The organism is Rathayibacter sp. AY1F8, from assembly GCF_002932165.1.
Lineage (GTDB): Bacteria > Actinomycetota > Actinomycetes > Actinomycetales > Microbacteriaceae > Rathayibacter.
The window spans coordinates 151,104-165,815 of record NZ_PSVB01000004.1; the positions used below are offsets into that span (position 1 = coordinate 151,104).

Consider the following 14,712-nt stretch of genomic DNA (forward strand, 5'->3'; position numbering starts at 1 on the left):
GCGGAAGTAGTGGTGAAGGCCCTTCTCGACCACCCCCCGACCCCTCGCGGGTCCCATCGTGAAAGAGGAACACCGTGACCACCTCCCGCTTCTCCCGCAGCCTGCTCGCCGGTGCCTGCATCGGAACCCTGGCCGTCGTCGGCATCGCCGCCACGCCCGCCGCCGCCGCCGACGCCGACTCGGCCGACCTCTCGGTCCTGCACGCCGTCCCCGACACCCCGGTCGACGTCTACGTCGACGGCAAGCTGACGCTCGACGACTTCACCCCCGGCTCGCTCGCCGGCCCGCTCGACCTCCCCACCGGCACCTACAAGGTCGCCATCACGGCCTCCACCGCCGCGGACGCCAGCGCCCCCGTGATCGGCCCGATCGACATCAGCCTCGAGGCGGGGAAGAGCTACACCGTCGCGGCGCACCTCACGCCGGACAACACCCCCACCGCGACCCTCTTCACCAATGACATCTCGAAGACCGCCGCGGGCGAGGGCCGACTCACGGTCCGCCACATCGCCGCCGCTCCGGCCGTGGACATCCTCGCCGGAGGGTCGCCCGTCCTGACGAACGTGACGAACCCGAACGAGGGCGTGCTGAACCTCGCCCCGGCCACGATCTCGACCGTGGTCGCCGCGACCGGGACCACCGCGCCGGTCATCGGCCCGGCCGACGTGCAGGTCCAGGAGGGCGTGAACACGATCGTCTACGCCTGGGGCAGCCTGGAGAAGGGCAACCTCGCTCTCGCGACGCAGACCATCGACGGACTGCACTCCTCGCCGTCGGGCGTCCCCGCCGGTGAGGCCGGCCTCGCCGCGGACAACCGTCCCGACGCCGCCGCGGGCTGGTGGGGCGGAGCACTGCTCGCCGCCCTCGCCGCCGCCGGCGCCGTGCTGATCGGCCGCCGCACCGCCGCCTCGCGTCGCTGACCCGAGGCTCCGACCGCCGGGTCGGCCGTGCTGGAGCGCGGCCGTCCCGGCACCCCCGACCACGACCCAGGAGGACGCCATGAGCCGGAGCCCCTTCCCTCTGCGCGTCCTCGCCGTGGTCGGGCTGATCGTGGCCGGTGCCGGTCTCGCCGGATGCGCGGCGCAGGAGTCCCGGGTGGAGCCCGCTCCCGCCGCCGTCTCCTCGGCGCCCCAGCAGCCGGTGCCGGCCACGGTCCCCTCCTCGCCCGCGGCGGCCCTGCCGGAAGCGGTGCCGTCCGTCCCGGTGGCGGACGCCCGGCTCGGCGCGACCCCCGCCCCCACCGCGCTCGCTCCCGAGCGGCTCGTCGTCGACGGGCTCCCCGTCGACATGGCCGTCGAGCCGGTCGGAGTCGCGGACGACGGCACGATGGAGCTCGTGCCCGACACGCAGGTCGCCGGCTGGTACCGCTTCGGCGCCGGCCTCGACGAGCCGGAGGGCACGGTCGTGATCGCCGCGCACGTCGACTCCCTCGCCTACGGCCTCGGGCCGTTCGTCGAGCTGAAGAAGGCGGTCCCGGGCCAGACCGTGACCCTCACCGGCGCGGACGGCGCGGAGCGCGCGTACACCGTCTCGACGGTGGAGACCACGGAGAAGACCACGGTCGACCTCTCGGCCGTGTTCGCCGCCGACGGACCGCCGCGGCTGGTCCTGATCACCTGCGGCGGCGACTTCGACTACGACACCCGCCACTACCTCAGCAACGTGGTGGTCACGGCCGTCCCGGCTGGCTGACCCGCCCGCCCGAGCCTCAGCGACGTACGATGAGCCTCGCAGCGCCGCACGCCCCCGGGCGGCAGCGCTCCCCGCAGCCCTGGAGGGACCCCCTGATCGAGACCATCGAGCCCGCCGACGGCGCCGAGGCCGACAGCGCTCTCGTGGCCCGGCTCGGCCGCCGCTTCGCCGCAGGGGAGGAGGCGGCGCTCGCCGAGGCGTACTCGCGCTGGTCGCCGCTGGTCTTCACGCTGGCGCTGCGCTCGCTCGGCGACCGCGGCGACGCGGAGGACGTCGTGCAGCGCGTGTTCGTCTCGGCCTGGACCTCGCGCTCGGGCTTCGACCCCGGACGGGCGGCTCTCGGAGCGTGGCTGGTCGGGATATCCCGGAGGAGGATCGCGGACGCGCACGAGGCGCGGGCGCGCGAGCGGAGGCTCACCGAGGCCCTCGTCGCCGTCACGCCGGTCGAGGAGGGGGAGGCCCCCGTCGACCTCGAGGCGCGGATCCTGATCGCGGACGAGCTGGCCCGCCTGGATCCCGTCCCCCGGCGGGTGATCGGCCTCGCCTTCTACGAGGACCTCACCCACACCGAGATCGCCGAGCGCACCGGCCTGCCGCTCGGTACCGTCAAGAGCCACATCCGCCGCAGCCTCGACCGGCTCCGCTCCCGCCTGGAGGTGAGCAGCACATGACCCACCTCGATCCCGACGAGCTCGCCCTGCTCGCCCTCGGCGAGCACTCGAGCGACGCCGAGCAGGCCCACCTGCGCGACTGCCCCGACTGCGCCCGGCAGCTGGTCGAGCTCGGCCACGCCGCGGGCCTGGGCCGTGCGAGCCGTGCTGTCGAGCTGGAGGCGCCGCCCGCGATCGTCTGGGACCGCATCCGCGAGGAGCTCGCCCTCGGCGACCTCGGGCCCGGCGCCCTGCCGTCGTCGGCCGCTGCCGTGCCGCCTCCGCTCGCCCTTCCCCGGGGAGGGCACCGTCCCGCGCGCCGCCGCCGGCCCCGCGCTCTGAGCGCCGTGCTGGCCGCTCTCGGCGCGCTCGTCATCGGGGTCGCGGGCGGAGCCTGGTGGCAGGCCTCGCGGAGCGACGACACCGCCGCCGTCGTGGCGCGCGCTGATCTCGCCGCTCTCCCCGACTGGCAGGGAGCGAGCGGAACCGCGGAGCTGGAGGACGCCGACGGCGCCCGCCGCCTGCACGTGCACCTCGATGCGCAGAGCGCGGACGACTCGTACCGGGAGGTCTGGCTCCTCGCCGCCGACGCCTCCGGGCTGGTGGGCCTCGGCGTGCTCGACGGGACCGACGGCGTCTTCGCCGTCCCCGACGACGTCGACCTCGCCGAGTACTCGCTCGTGGACGTCTCCCAGGAGCCGTTCGACGACGACCCGGAGCACTCCGGCGACTCGATCGTCCGCGGCCCCCTGCGCGAGGGCTGAGGCCTAGGCCGAGCGCTCCGCCAGCACGGCCGTGAGCGCCTGCACCGCGGCGGAGGGGCGCGGCGCCGTGCAGACCGAGAGCTCCCAGACCAGCCCCGGCCAGTCGAGCGCGAGGGCCGTGACGCCCTCCAGCGGCTCGACGCCCGCGCGCGGCACGATCGCCGGACCCAGCCCCGCCTGCACGAAGCGGGGGATCCCCGGCAGATCGGCGACCTCGGTGGCCACCCGGCGCGACGCCCCGGCCTCGCGGAAGGCGAGGTCGACGGCGACCCTGTTGCCGAAGCCGGCGGGCGTGTCCACGAAGGTGAGCCCGTCGAGGTCCTGCGGGGAGGGCGGTCCCGCCGCGGCGAGCGGATGCGCGCTCTCCACCAGCAGGACGTAGTCGCTGCGCACCAGCCGCGTCACCGCCAGGCCCCGCAGCTGCGTCGCCGGCAGTGCCAGCAGAGCGGCGTCGAGCAGGCCGCGGCGCAGGTCCTCGGCGAGACCGGTGGAGCCGGTGGTCGAGGTGCGCAGGAGCAGGTCCACCAGCGGGTGCCGAGTGCGGAAGACGCCGAGCGCGCCGGGCAGGTCGACGAGGTCGAGGGCGGAGAAGGTGCCCACCCGCACCCGCCCGCGGAGCCCCGCCGCGTCGTCGGCCGCGAGCGAGCGCATCCGGTCGAGGCTGTCGATCGCCGATCGGGCCGAGGGCAGGAGCGCCTCGCCGACCGCGGTGAGCGCCACCCGCCGGGTCGAGCGGGCGAACAGCGGCGAGCCGAGCTCCTGCTCGAGCGAGCGGATGCTCGCTGAGAGGGTCGACTGCACGACGAACAGGCGCGCGGCCGCCCGGGTGAAGCTGAGCTCCTCGGCGACGGCGACGAAGGCGGCGAGCTGGCGGTCGTCCATCCGCCCATTATCCAGCAGGGACGATCAATCCAACCGAGATCCTCCGTTGGACACGGATGATGGGGCGGAGCACTGTGGACACCGTGACCACCACCGAGCGCTCCCTCCCGTCCGTCCATCGCCGCGAGCTCCCGCACCGTCACGGCTTCTGGGTGATCGCCGTCGCCTTCCTCACGGTGATGGCGTTCTCGACCGTGCCGACACCGCTCTACGCGATCTACCAGCAGCGCGACGGGTTCCCGGCCTTCGTCGTCACCGTGGTCTTCGCCGCGTACGCGGTCGGAGTCGTGGCGAGCCTCTTCCTCGCCGGGCACGTCAGCGACTGGCTCGGCCGCCGCCGGATCCTGCTCGCGTCGATCCTCGTCGAGGTCCTGGCGGCCGCCGTGTTCCTGCTCTGGCCGGACGTGCCCGGGCTGATCCTCGCCCGCCTGCTGACCGGGCTCGGCGTCGGCGCGCTCACCGCGACGGCCACCGCCCACCTCTCGGAGCTGCGCGCCGTCGCCCGCCCGGAGGAGGGCCCCGGCACCTCCCGCGCCGTCTCCGCCCTCGTCAACATGGGCGGGCTGGCGCTCGGCCCGCTCGTCGGCGGGGTGTTCGCCGTGACGATGCGCGAGCCCCTGGTCGTCCCGTACGCCGTATTCCTCGTTTTCCTGGTCGTCCTCGGGATCGGCGTCGCGCTCGTCCCCGAGACGGTCGAGCGGCGCGAGGTCCTCCCGGCCTACCGTCCGCAGCGCCTGGCCGTGCCGGCCGCCTCCCGCGGCGTCTTCCTCTCGGCCGCGGTCGGCGCGTTCGCCGGGTTCGCCGTGCTCGGCCTCTTCACCTCGCTGGCGCCGACCTTCCTCGCCGGGCGCTTCGGCGAGACCTCCCACCTCGAGGCGGGCGCGGTCTCCTTCGGGGTCTTCGCCGCCGGAGCCGTCGCGCAGCTGGTCTCGATCCGGCTGTCCTCGCGGACGGCGCTCCGCCTCGCGGCCGTGGCGCTGACGGCCGGGCTGCTGCTGGTCGCGACCGGCGCCGTGATCGTCTCGGTGTCCGCCTTCATCGTCGGCGGGGTGCTCGCGGGAGCGGGCGTGGGGCTGCTCTTCCGCCTGGCGCTCGGAGTCGCCGGCTCGCTCGCCACCGACGAGACCCGCGGCGAGGTGCTCGCGGCCGTGTTCCTCGCCGCCTACCTCGGCCTCGCGGTGCCGGTCCTGGCGATCGGTGCCGCGCTCGCGCTCCTGCCGGCCGTCCCGGTCCTGCTCGGCTTCGTCGCCGTCGTGCTCGTCCTGGTGCTCGCGGCGATCGCCCGGATGCGGCGCACCGCCTGACGCGAGCGGGGGAGGGGCCGCGCGCTGGACAATGGGGGCATGAAGCTCTTCCCGTTCGGACGCGGCGACGCGAACCCCCTCCCCTCCGACGACCGCGGCTCGGGCAAGCTCGACGACTACGACTACGAGCTGCGCCCGAAGTCGCGGCGCGGCGACACCCTCCTCCGCCTCGCCGACTCCCGGCCGCACCAGGACGAGATCGCGCGGGTGCTCGCCCTCGGCGAAGACGAGGTCACGGCCGTGATCCCGCGCCGCACCGCGGAGGAGGAGCGCGTGGACGCTCCGATGCCGGTCCGCCTGTTCGCGGCCCAGCGCCCCTCGGGGCTCGTCGGCCAGGTGCCGCGCGGTCTCGAGAACGTGGTCGAGGCCGCCCTCGCCCGGCTCTCGGAGGCGGGGAGGTCGCCCCGCGTGCCGGCCCGCATCGTGACGGTGAGGGGCGGGCTGCGCGTCGAGCTGCTGATGCACGAGACGCGGGGCTGACGGGCGGAGGGCCGGCCGGGTCGGCGCGGTCCATGGAGGAACCGCACCGCGGCTGATAGCATGAACCGGTTCCGAATCCGAAAGCGACCGCCGGTCGACCCAGGATTCGAGCCACGGAGCAGGCCGGCAGGAAGCTGGTCCTCGGTGGTGGAGTCCCGGACGGCGGCAGCGTGCGACAGAGCACGGGCCGCCGCGGCACGAGTCGCAGGCGGCACGTCCCGCTCGCGGCACAGGTCGCGACAGCCCGGAGCTCTTCTACTGGTGGCCAGCACGAACGCCCTCCACACGACGGCACGGCGCGAAGCCCTGCCGTGGGATCGTCTCGATTCCTGACCGGACCGCTGCTCCGACGAACGCCGGCGCCCAGAAGGGGCGCCGCTGCAGACGTTAAGGAGACAGACCTCTTGGAAGGTCCTGAAATCACATTCGCCGAAGCCGTTCTCGACAACGGCTCGTACGGCACCCGCACCGTCCGCTTCGAGACCGGCCGCCTCGCGCAGCAGGCTCAGGGCGCCGTCGCCGCCTACCTCGACGAGGACACCATGCTCCTCTCGGCCACGTCGGCCTCGAAGAACCCGAAGGACAACTTCGACTTCTTCCCGCTGACCGTCGACGTCGAGGAGCGCTCCTACGCCGCCGGCAAGATCCCCGGCTCGTTCTTCCGCCGCGAGGGCCGCCCCTCCACCGAGGCGATCCTGGTCTGCCGTCTGATCGACCGGCCGCTGCGCCCCTCGTTCGTCGAGGGCCTGCGCAACGAGGTCCAGATCGTCATCACGGTCCTCAGCATCGCGCCGGACGAGTTCTACGACGCCCTCGCGATCAACGCCGCGAGCGCGTCCACGCAGATCTCCGGCCTGCCGTTCTCCGGCCCGGTCGCCGGCGTCCGCCTGGCGCTCATGTCCGACGGCTCCGGCAACGACCAGTGGGTCGCCTTCCCCAAGGCCTCCCAGCTGGAGAACGCCGTCTTCGACCTCACCGTCGCGGGCCGCGTCGTCACCAACGAGGACGGCTCCTCGGACGTCGCCATCATGATGGTCGAGGCCGAGGCCACGGAGTCCTCCTGGAACCTCATCAAGGCGGGTGCGACCAAGCCCAGCGAGGACGTCGTCGCCGAGGGCCTCGAGGCCGCCAAGCCCTTCCTCCGCGCACTCGTCGAGGCGCAGGCGAAGCTCGCCGCCGAGACCGCGAAGCCGGTCAAGGACTACCCGGTGTTCCTGCCCTACGCGCAGGAGACCTACGACAACGTCGCCGAGCTCAGCTACGACGAGCTCGTCCGCGTGTACCAGATCGCCGACAAGGTCGAGCGGCAGGACGCCGACGACGCCCTCAAGGCGCGCGTCAAGGAGCAGATCGCCGAGCGCATCGCCTCGGGCCAGCTCTCTGCCGAGGCCTACAACCAGGTCGGAGCGGCGTACAAGTCCGTCACGAAGGTGGTCGTCCGCGGCCGCATCCTCCGCGACGGCGTGCGCATCGACGGACGCGGCCTGGCCGACATCCGCCCGCTCGACGCCGAGGTGCAGGTCATCCCGCGCGTCCACGGCTCGGCCATCTTCCAGCGCGGCGAGACCCAGATCCTGGGCGTCACCACGCTGAACATGCTCAAGATGGAGCAGCAGATCGACTCGCTGTCGCCCGTCACCAAGAAGCGGTACCTGCACCACTACAACTTCCCGCCCTACTCGACCGGTGAGACCGGCCGCGTCGGATCGCCGAAGCGTCGCGAGATCGGGCACGGCTTCCTCGCCGAGCGCGCCCTCGTGCCGGTGCTGCCGAGCCGCGAGGAGTTCCCCTACGCGATCCGCCAGGTCTCCGAGGCGCTGAGCTCCAACGGCTCGACCTCGATGGGCTCGGTCTGCGCGTCGACCCTGTCGCTCCTCAACGCCGGAGTGCCGCTGCGCGCCCCGGTCGCGGGCATCGCGATGGGCCTCGTGTCCGACGTCGTCGACGGCCAGACCCGCTACGCGGCGCTGACCGACATCCTGGGCGCCGAGGACGCGCTCGGCGACATGGACTTCAAGGTCGCCGGAACCGCCGAGTTCGTCACGGCCATCCAGCTCGACACGAAGCTCGACGGCATCCCGTCGTCGGTGCTCGACGCCGCGCTCAAGCAGGCCAAGGACGCCCGCACCACGATCCTCGCGGTGCTCACGGCGGCCATCGACCAGCCCGACGAGATGGCCCCGACCGCGCCCCGCGTGATCTCGGTGCAGATCCCCGTCGACAAGATCGGCGAGCTGATCGGCCCCAAGGGCAAGACGATCAACGCGATCCAGGACGAGACCGGCGCCGACATCTCCATCGAGGAGGACGGCACCGTCTACATCGGAGCCGTCGACGGTCCGTCGGCCGAGGCCGCGCGTGCGCAGGTCAACGCCATCGCGAACCCGACCAACCCCGAGGTCGGCGAGCAGTTCCTCGGAACCGTCGTCAAGCTCGCGACCTTCGGCGCGTTCGTCTCGCTCCTCCCCGGCAAGGACGGACTGCTGCACATCAGCGAGGTCCGCAAGCTCGCCGGCGGCAAGCGCGTCGAGAACGTCGAGGACGTCCTCGGAGTCGGTCAGAAGCTGCTCGTCCAGATCACCAAGATCGACGACCGCGGCAAGCTGTCCCTCGCGCCCGTCGTGGCCGACGAGGCCGAGGTCGAGGCTCCCGCCGAGAGCTGATCCCTCCTGCACGACCGTGACGCCCGTCCCACTCCGGTGGGGCGGGCGTCCGTCGTCGGCGGGGGCATGGGGTACGGTGGCGGGACCGCGCCGCACCGCCCCGACCGGAGGACTCCGTGACCGACCCGACGCCCCTGGCCACCGAGCCGGAGACGCCCCTCCTCTCACGCACCCTGGGTCGGACCGGCCTCCCCGTGCATCCTCTCGCCCTCGACGGCTCCGTCTTCGGCTGGGCCGCCGGGATCGACGACACCACCGAGGTGCTCGACGCGTTCGGCCGTCTCGGCGGCACCCTGATCTCGACCGCGGACCACTACGCGACCGGTCGGAGCGAGTACATGATCGGCCGCTGGCTCGAGCAGAGCGGGCTGCGCGAGCGGATGCTGGTCGCGACGAAGGTCGGCCGGCACCCGGACGCGCCGGGCCTCGCCCCGGAGGACGTCCGCATCGCGATCGAGGGGAGCCTCGAGCGGCTCGGCACCCGGATCGACCTGCTCTCGTTCGACAGCGAGGACCCCGGGATCCCCATCGCCGACAGCCTGGCGGCGGTCGCGCCGTTCCTGGCGGACGGCTCGGTCGGCGCCCTGGGCGCCGCGCACTTCAGCGGAGCCGCGATCACGGCGCTGCACGAGACGGCGACCGCGTTCGCGCTGCCGTCGCTCTCGGCCGTCGTGTCGGAGTACAGCCTGATGGAGCGCCGGACCTACGAGACCGACGTCGCCCCCGAGGTGGTGCGGCTCGAGCTCGGCACCCTCGCGCGGCTGCCCCTGGCGAGCGGCTACCTCACCGGCGCCCTGCGCAGCCGCACGGACGAGCCGGAGTCGGCCCTGTTCGAGGCGGGCCTGGACTACGTCGGCCGCCACGGCTCCCGCGTGCTCGCGGCCCTCGACGAGATCGCCGGGGCCCACGGCACGGAGCCCGGCGTGGTCGCGCTCGCCTGGGTGCTCTCGCACCAGGAGGTCTCGGCGGCGATCGTCCGGGCGCGGAACGCCGCGGAGCTCGAGTCGCTGTTCGCGGCGGCCGCGCTCCCGCTGACCCGCAGCGACGTCGCTCAACTGGACCGCGTCTCCGCCTGAGGCCCTCGCCCGACTGTCCACCGCCGTCGGGCGCCGCGCCCCGCGCCGTGCTCGGAGTGGGGCGCGGCGAGGTTCAGCGGCGCAGGATGCGCGCCTCCCACGGGCCGAGCGTCGACCCGGTCGCACCGGCGACGTTGCCGAGGACCGTCTCGGCAGCCGCCCACTCCTCGAGCAGCGGCACCTCGAGCGGCTCACCGGACACGTTCCCGACGACGAGCAGCTCGCCCGGTCCGGTGCGCGTGAAGGCGAAGAGCGCGGGGTGCTCGGGCTCCAGCAGCGCGAAGCGGCCCAGCTGCACCGTCTCGTCGGCGTGCCGCAGCGCGATCAGCGCCCGGTAGTACTCGAAGACCGACCGCTCGGCGGCCCGATCGGCGGCGACGTTCACCTCGGCGGCGTTCGGGTTGACCGCGATCCACGGCTCGCCGGTCGTGAAGCCGGCCTGGAGGCTGTCGTCCCACTGCACCGGCGTGCGGGCGTTGTCGCGGCTCTGCGCGCGCAGCCCGGCGAGCACGGTCGCCGGGTCCTCGCCGCGCTCGCCGACGGCCTCGGCCCAGTAGTTCAGGGACTCGACGTCGCGGAAGTCCTCGATGCCGGCGAACGGGACGTTCGTCATCCCGATCTCGTCGCCCTGGTAGATGTACGGCGTGCCGCGCTGGAGGTGGAGGAGCGTCGCCCAGAGGGTCGCGGACTCGTAGCGGTGCGCGCCGTCGTCCCCGAAGCGCGAGACGAGACGCGGCTGGTCGTGGTTGCCGAGGTACAGGCTGTTCCAGCCGCGCTCGGCCAGGCCGTCCTGCCAGCGCGCGAGGTTGGCCTTCAAGGCGACCAGGTCCAGCGGCACCGGGTGGAACTTGTCGACTCCGTGGTCGATGCCGACGTGCTCGAACTGGAAGACCATGTCGAGCTCACGCCGCTCGGGATCGGTCACGAGCACCGCCTCCTCGAGGGTGACCCCGGGCATCTCGCCGACGGTGAGGAAGGAGCCCTCGCGGTGCGCGAACACGGCCTCGTGCATCTCGCGGAGGTACTCGTGGAGCCGCGGACCCACCCCTCCGACGATGCCCGCGCCGCCCTGCTCGCCGTCGACGGCTCCGACGTCCTTCGAGACGAGGTTGATCACGTCCATCCGGAAGCCGTCCACTCCGCGGTCGAGCCAGCGGTTCATCATCGCGTGCACCGCGTGCCGCACCTCGGGGTTCTCCCAGTTGAGGTCCGGCTGCTGCACCGCGAAGAGGTGGAGGAAGTACTCGTCCGTCGCCGGGTCGAGCGTCCAGGCCGGGCCGGAGAAGTAGGAGCGCCAGCCGTTCGGCTCGGCGACGTCGAGGCCGGCGCCGGCGGCCGCCTCGAGCTCGCGGCCGGGCTCGGCCGAGCGGCGCCCGCGGCGCCACCAGTACCAGTCGCGCTTCGGGTCCTCCTGCGAGGAGCGGGACTCGACGAACCAGGCGTGCTCGTCGCTCGTGTGGTTGACCACGAGGTCCATCACGATGCGGATGCCGCGCTCGTGGGCCTCCGCGAGGAGCAGGTCGAACTCCTCCAGCGTGCCGAACCGCGGGTCGATGTCCTCGTAGTCCGAGATGTCGTAGCCGTTGTCGTGCTGCGGCGACGGGTAGACCGGCGAGAGCCAGATCACGTCGACCCCCAGGTCGGCGAGGTGGTCGAGCTTCGAGCGGATGCCGCCCAGGTCGCCGATGCCGTCGCCGTTCGAGTCCGCGAACGAGCGCGGGTAGATCTGGTAGACGACGGCGCTCGTCCACCAGGGCGCTGACGTCTCCCGCTCGGGGGAGTCGGAGGTCGGGGCGGCGGTCTCGGAGGGGGTCGGGGCGGCGGAGTCCATGGTCGCGAATCTAGCCCGGACGGCCGACACGGAGGGGCCCGCCGCACCGCTCGCCGGCGCGAGTCGACCCCGCCGGCGGCGCCCGTGTAACGATCTGGTGAACCGTGCGCGACCCGGCGGAGTGGCGGCTCCGGCGCTCGGATACTCTCTCCCCTGGCGGGACCCGAGCCGCCGCAGGGAGAGTGGTGGCGTGCCCAGGGACAGGACCGGCGCCGTCGTGCGGGCTCCCCGTCACAGTGCCGTCCCGCTCCCGCCCGCGGTCTCCCGCGCAGCCGCCTCGAGCGGCGTCCTCGCCGAGACCGGCCCCGTCGAGCCGACCGCCGTCGCACCCTCGCGCCGCCGGCCGATGGGCGACTCCGGCCACGACCTCTTCCCCTTCGTGCTCGACGCGGCGGCCCTCGGCCGCGACGACGGTGCCGCGCTGCTCGAGCGCTACGCGGCGTGGGGCGGCAACGGCGTCGTCGTCACCGACTCGAGCCTCGCGGAGGGCGTCGGCGGCTGGCCCGCCGGACACCGCGACCGGGACCGCTTCCTCCTGATCGGCCGCTTCGCCGCTCCGGTCGGCGCGCCCGCGACGCCGCGTGCGCTGGTGGACCGTGTCGAGGGGGCGCTGCGCCGCCTCCGCACCGACCGCCTCGATGTGCTGGCGGTCCGCCCCGACGGGGCCGGACGCCTCGACGAGCTCCTCAGCGCCGTCGACGTGCTGCTGGCGCGCGGGCTGGTGCGGTCGGTGGTCGCCTCCGGGTTCTCCCCGGAGGAGCTGTTCGAGGCGCGCGTCCTGGCCGCCCACGGGCTGCCCCGCCTCGCCGGCGCGGAGGTCCGCTGGAACCTGCTCGAGCGGCCCGGCTCGGAGGGCGATCTCGGCCTCGTCGCCGCCGGCCAGGGACTCGCCCTGCTCGCGACCGTCCCCCTCGCCCACGGGTTCCTCCGCGGCGCCGAGCGCACCCGCCGCGAGCTCGGCCGCCTGCCCGACGGGGCACTCGCCGCCGCCCACCTCGGGCGCCGCGGACGCCGGGTCCTCGCCGTCCTCGACGCGATCGGTGCCGAGCTCTCGGCCGCTCCCGCCGCCGTCGCCCTGGCCTGGCTGCTCGGCCGGCCGCGGCTGACCGCCGCGACGGTCGCCCCGCGCTCACCCGCCGACGTGGACGCGCTGGTGCGCGCGGTCTCGCTCGAGCTCGACCCCGGACACCTGGCCGCGCTGGAGCGCGCGCGCCGCTGACCGCGCCCGTCCGCGACGCCCCCTGCACCTCTCCCGCCACGGCGCGACAGCCCGGCTCGGGCCGCCGTCGCGGTGGCCTAGGGTGGGCACGATGAATCACGGAGTCGCACTGCCCCTCGACCAGCCGGAGACGTCAGTCCGGGCCGCAGGCGGATCCACGGTCCGCCGCTCCGTCCTCCCGAGCGGTGTCCGCATCCTCAGCGAATCGGTGCCCGGCGCCCGCAGCGCCACGATCGGCTTCTGGGTCGCCGCGGGTTCTCGCGACGAGCGGCCCGGCCGCCCCGCGACCGCGGGCGAGCCCGCCGTGCCCTCCAACGTCGGCTCGACGCACTTCCTCGAGCACCTGCTGTTCAAGGGCACGCAGAAGCGGTCCGCCCTCGACATCGCCGTGTCCTTCGACTCCGTGGGCGGGGAGCACAACGCTCTCACCGCCAAGGAGTACACCTGCTACTACGCCAAGATCCAGGACCGCGACCTCCCGATGGCGGTCGAGGTGATCGCCGACATGGTGACCTCGAGCCTGATCGATCCGGACGAGTTCGAGACCGAGCGCGGGGTCATTCTCGAGGAGCTGGCGATGGCGGACGACGATCCGGCCGACGTGGCGGGCGAGAAGCTGTTCGAGGCCGTGTTCGGCGACCACCCGCTGGGCCGCCCGATCGGGGGCACCGCCGCGACCATCGGCGAGGCCACCCGGGACGCGGTCTGGGCGCACTACCGCGCCGCCTACCGCCCGCGAGACGTGGTGATCACCGTCGCCGGCGCCGTCGACCACGAGGCGCTCGTCGCGCTGCTCCAGCGGGTCCTCGTCGCCGACGGCTGGGACCTCGGCACGGCGGCCCCGCCCGTCGAGCGGCGCGTCGGCGGCCGTGCGTCCTACACCCGCGGCAGCGCCCTGTCGGTGGTGCACCGCCCCACCGAGCAGGCGAACCTGCTGGTCGGCTTCCCCGGTCTCGCCGCGGGCGACGAGCGGCGAATGACGATGGGCGTCCTCAACTCGATCCTCGGCGGCGGCATGTCCTCGCGGCTGTTCCAGGAGGTGCGCGAGAAGCGCGGCCTGGCCTACTCCGTCTACTCCTTCGCCCCGTCCTACTCGGACGCGGGCCTCTTCGGGCTCTACGCCGCGTGCACCCCGGCGAAGGCGGGGACGGTCGCCGAGCTCCTGCTCACCGAGTTCCACCGCCTCGCCGAGGACGGCGTCACCGACGACGAGCTCGCGCGCGCCCGCGGCCAGCTCTCGGGAGCGGCGGCGCTCGCGCTGGAGGACTCCGACACCCGGATGTCGCGCCTCGGACGCGCCGAGCTGACCTTCGGCGAGTTCGTCGACCTCGACGAGAGCCTGCGCCGACTCGCCCTCGTCGGCGCGGAGGACGTCCAGGCACTCGCGGCAGACTTGGCCCGGGGGCCGTCGTCGATCTCGGCCGTCGGCGCGGTCGACGAGTCGGCCTTCGCCGGGATCGCCGGGATCGAGAGCGCCTCCGCGATCTGATCCGATCGTCGAACGCCCGCTGACCGCGCACCGCCGCGCCGCACCAGGGAGGACCCCGTGTCCCACTACATCTACCTCGTCCGCCACGGCGAGCAGCAGGACGCCGAGCACGGCATGCCGGACGGCCCGCTCTCGGCCCGTGGTGAGCGCCAGGCGAGGCTCATCGCCGAGCGGCTCGGCGGAGTCCCCTTCACCGGAGCGTGGCACTCGCCGCTGCGCCGGGCCGAGGAGACGGCCGCGCGCTTCCAGACGCTTCTGCCGAGCCTGCCGCTCCAGCCGTCCTCGCTGCTGTTCGACTGCATCCCCTCGGGGCCGACCCCGGACATGCCCAAGGCGTTCGAGCCCTTCTTCGGCAGCGTCACCGCGGCCGAGATCGAGGCGGGGCACGCGCAGATGCAGGACGCGGTGGCCGAGTTCCTGGCGCCGTCGCGCGAGGACCGCCACGACCTCCTCATCACCCACAACTTCGTGATCGGCTGGTTCGTCCGCCACGTGTTCGACGCTCCCGACTGGCGGTGGCTGGGCCTCAACCAGGCCAACTGCGGGCTGACGATCATCCGCGTCCGCTCCCGCAAGCCGCCGGTGCTCGTCGTGCACAACGACCTCTCGCACCTGCCCGTGGAGCTGCGCACCGGCCTGCCCGAGGCCCAGCCGTACTGAGC

The 14,712-nt window shown here is 73.9% G+C and carries 13 protein-coding genes; 11 read left to right on the forward strand and 2 right to left on the reverse strand.

Going from position 1 to position 14,712, the window contains the following annotated elements:
• The first annotated feature begins 74 nt into the window (after positions 1-74).
• From C5C35_RS05240 to C5C35_RS05255, 4 genes are all read left to right on the forward strand, one after another.
• Positions 75-920 (forward strand): DUF4397 domain-containing protein, encoded by an 846-nt coding sequence (locus C5C35_RS05240; protein ID WP_104239038.1) that lies wholly within the window; start codon positions 75-77, stop codon positions 918-920.
• A 79-nt stretch (positions 921-999) separates the two neighbouring features.
• Positions 1,000-1,692 (forward strand): class F sortase, encoded by a 693-nt coding sequence (locus tag C5C35_RS05245; RefSeq protein ID WP_104262705.1) that lies wholly within the window; start codon positions 1,000-1,002, stop codon positions 1,690-1,692.
• Positions 1,693-1,721: 29 nt separating this feature from the next.
• On the forward strand, positions 1,722-2,363 hold the full coding sequence (locus tag C5C35_RS05250; protein ID WP_104226288.1) for an RNA polymerase sigma factor: 642 nt from the start codon (positions 1,722-1,724) through the stop codon (positions 2,361-2,363).
• The gene (locus C5C35_RS05255; RefSeq protein ID WP_104262706.1) at positions 2,360-3,106 is read left to right on the forward strand and encodes an anti-sigma factor; all 747 of its coding nucleotides are present in this window, start codon (positions 2,360-2,362) and stop codon (positions 3,104-3,106) included. The genes C5C35_RS05250 and C5C35_RS05255 overlap by 4 nt, the downstream gene beginning before the upstream one ends.
• 3 nt (positions 3,107-3,109) lie before the next feature.
• On the opposite strand, the gene C5C35_RS05260 is transcribed toward C5C35_RS05255, so the two are convergent.
• The gene (locus C5C35_RS05260) at positions 3,110-3,988 is read right to left on the reverse strand and encodes a LysR family transcriptional regulator (RefSeq protein WP_104233255.1); all 879 of its coding nucleotides are present in this window, start codon (positions 3,986-3,988) and stop codon (positions 3,110-3,112) included.
• Between the two features lie 83 nt (positions 3,989-4,071).
• Between C5C35_RS05260 and C5C35_RS05265 the strand changes: the two genes are divergently transcribed.
• The 4 genes from C5C35_RS05265 (at position 4,072) to C5C35_RS05280 (ending at position 9,511) form a co-directional block, all read left to right on the forward strand.
• Entirely contained in the window at positions 4,072-5,292 is a 1,221-nt protein-coding gene (locus C5C35_RS05265; RefSeq protein WP_258066334.1) for an MFS transporter, read from the forward strand.
• A gap of 39 nt (positions 5,293-5,331) precedes the next feature.
• Entirely contained in the window at positions 5,332-5,772 is a 441-nt protein-coding gene (locus C5C35_RS05270) for a hypothetical protein (RefSeq protein ID WP_104226292.1), read from the forward strand.
• Positions 5,773-6,176: 404 nt separating this feature from the next.
• Positions 6,177-8,435, forward strand: a complete 2,259-nt coding sequence (locus C5C35_RS05275; protein ID WP_104262708.1) for a polyribonucleotide nucleotidyltransferase — start codon at positions 6,177-6,179, stop codon at positions 8,433-8,435.
• Between the two features lie 116 nt (positions 8,436-8,551).
• The gene (locus C5C35_RS05280; protein ID WP_104260622.1) at positions 8,552-9,511 is read left to right on the forward strand and encodes an aldo/keto reductase; all 960 of its coding nucleotides are present in this window, start codon (positions 8,552-8,554) and stop codon (positions 9,509-9,511) included.
• Positions 9,512-9,584: 73 nt separating this feature from the next.
• Here the strand turns inward: C5C35_RS05280 and C5C35_RS05285 are convergent, their stop codons facing one another.
• Entirely contained in the window at positions 9,585-11,342 is a 1,758-nt protein-coding gene (locus C5C35_RS05285) for an alpha-glucosidase (protein WP_104255563.1), read from the reverse strand.
• Positions 11,343-11,532: 190 nt separating this feature from the next.
• On the opposite strand from C5C35_RS05285, the gene C5C35_RS05290 reads away from it, so the two are divergent.
• From C5C35_RS05290 to C5C35_RS05300, 3 genes are all read left to right on the forward strand, one after another.
• A complete protein-coding gene (locus tag C5C35_RS05290) occupies positions 11,533-12,561 on the forward strand; it encodes an aldo/keto reductase (RefSeq protein ID WP_181065686.1) in 1,029 nt (342 codons plus the stop codon).
• Positions 12,562-12,652: 91 nt separating this feature from the next.
• The gene (locus C5C35_RS05295; RefSeq protein WP_104224504.1) at positions 12,653-14,050 is read left to right on the forward strand and encodes a pitrilysin family protein; all 1,398 of its coding nucleotides are present in this window, start codon (positions 12,653-12,655) and stop codon (positions 14,048-14,050) included.
• Between the two features lie 57 nt (positions 14,051-14,107).
• A complete protein-coding gene (locus C5C35_RS05300) occupies positions 14,108-14,710 on the forward strand; it encodes a histidine phosphatase family protein (protein ID WP_104224462.1) in 603 nt (200 codons plus the stop codon).
• The last annotated feature ends 2 nt before the right edge of the window (positions 14,711-14,712 follow it).